The organism is Poinsettia branch-inducing phytoplasma str. JR1, assembly GCF_000309465.1.
Lineage (GTDB): Bacteria > Bacillota_I > Bacilli_A > Acholeplasmatales > Acholeplasmataceae > Phytoplasma > Phytoplasma pruni.
Window position 1 is genome coordinate 1 of the sequence record NZ_AKIK01000138.1, and the last position, 391, is coordinate 391.

1 pseudogene is annotated in these 391 nt (G+C 21.7%); it reads right to left on the reverse strand.

Going from position 1 to position 391, the window contains the following annotated elements:
• Positions 1-391 (reverse strand): annotated as a pseudogene (locus tag ON17_RS02680) (DUF2963 domain-containing protein); the annotation flags it as partial.

Sequence of the window (391 nt, forward strand, 5' to 3'; positions counted from 1 at the left end):
AAACCAGCATCTAATAATTGCTTAATTGTAAAACCAATATCTCTTAAATTATTAATTCCAACTCCTAATTTTTTAAAATCAACAACTTTTTTATAAATTTGAGTTTTGAAAAATTTAACTTTACCATTTTTATCTATTTCTTTAAATTTTTCTTGATTAGAGTCAAATTCTTCAATAGAACCGTCAATATTTTTACGTTTTATTAATTTTTCGTTAACAGGATCATATTCCTCCCAAACACCATCAGGTAAAGTTTTTTTAATTAATTTACCATGAGTACCATATTCATAAATATTTCTATATTTATCTGTTTTTTTTAATAAAAGACCATTATTTTTATCATATTCGTAAATATTGCCATCTAAATCAATCTTTTTTACTAATTTATGAG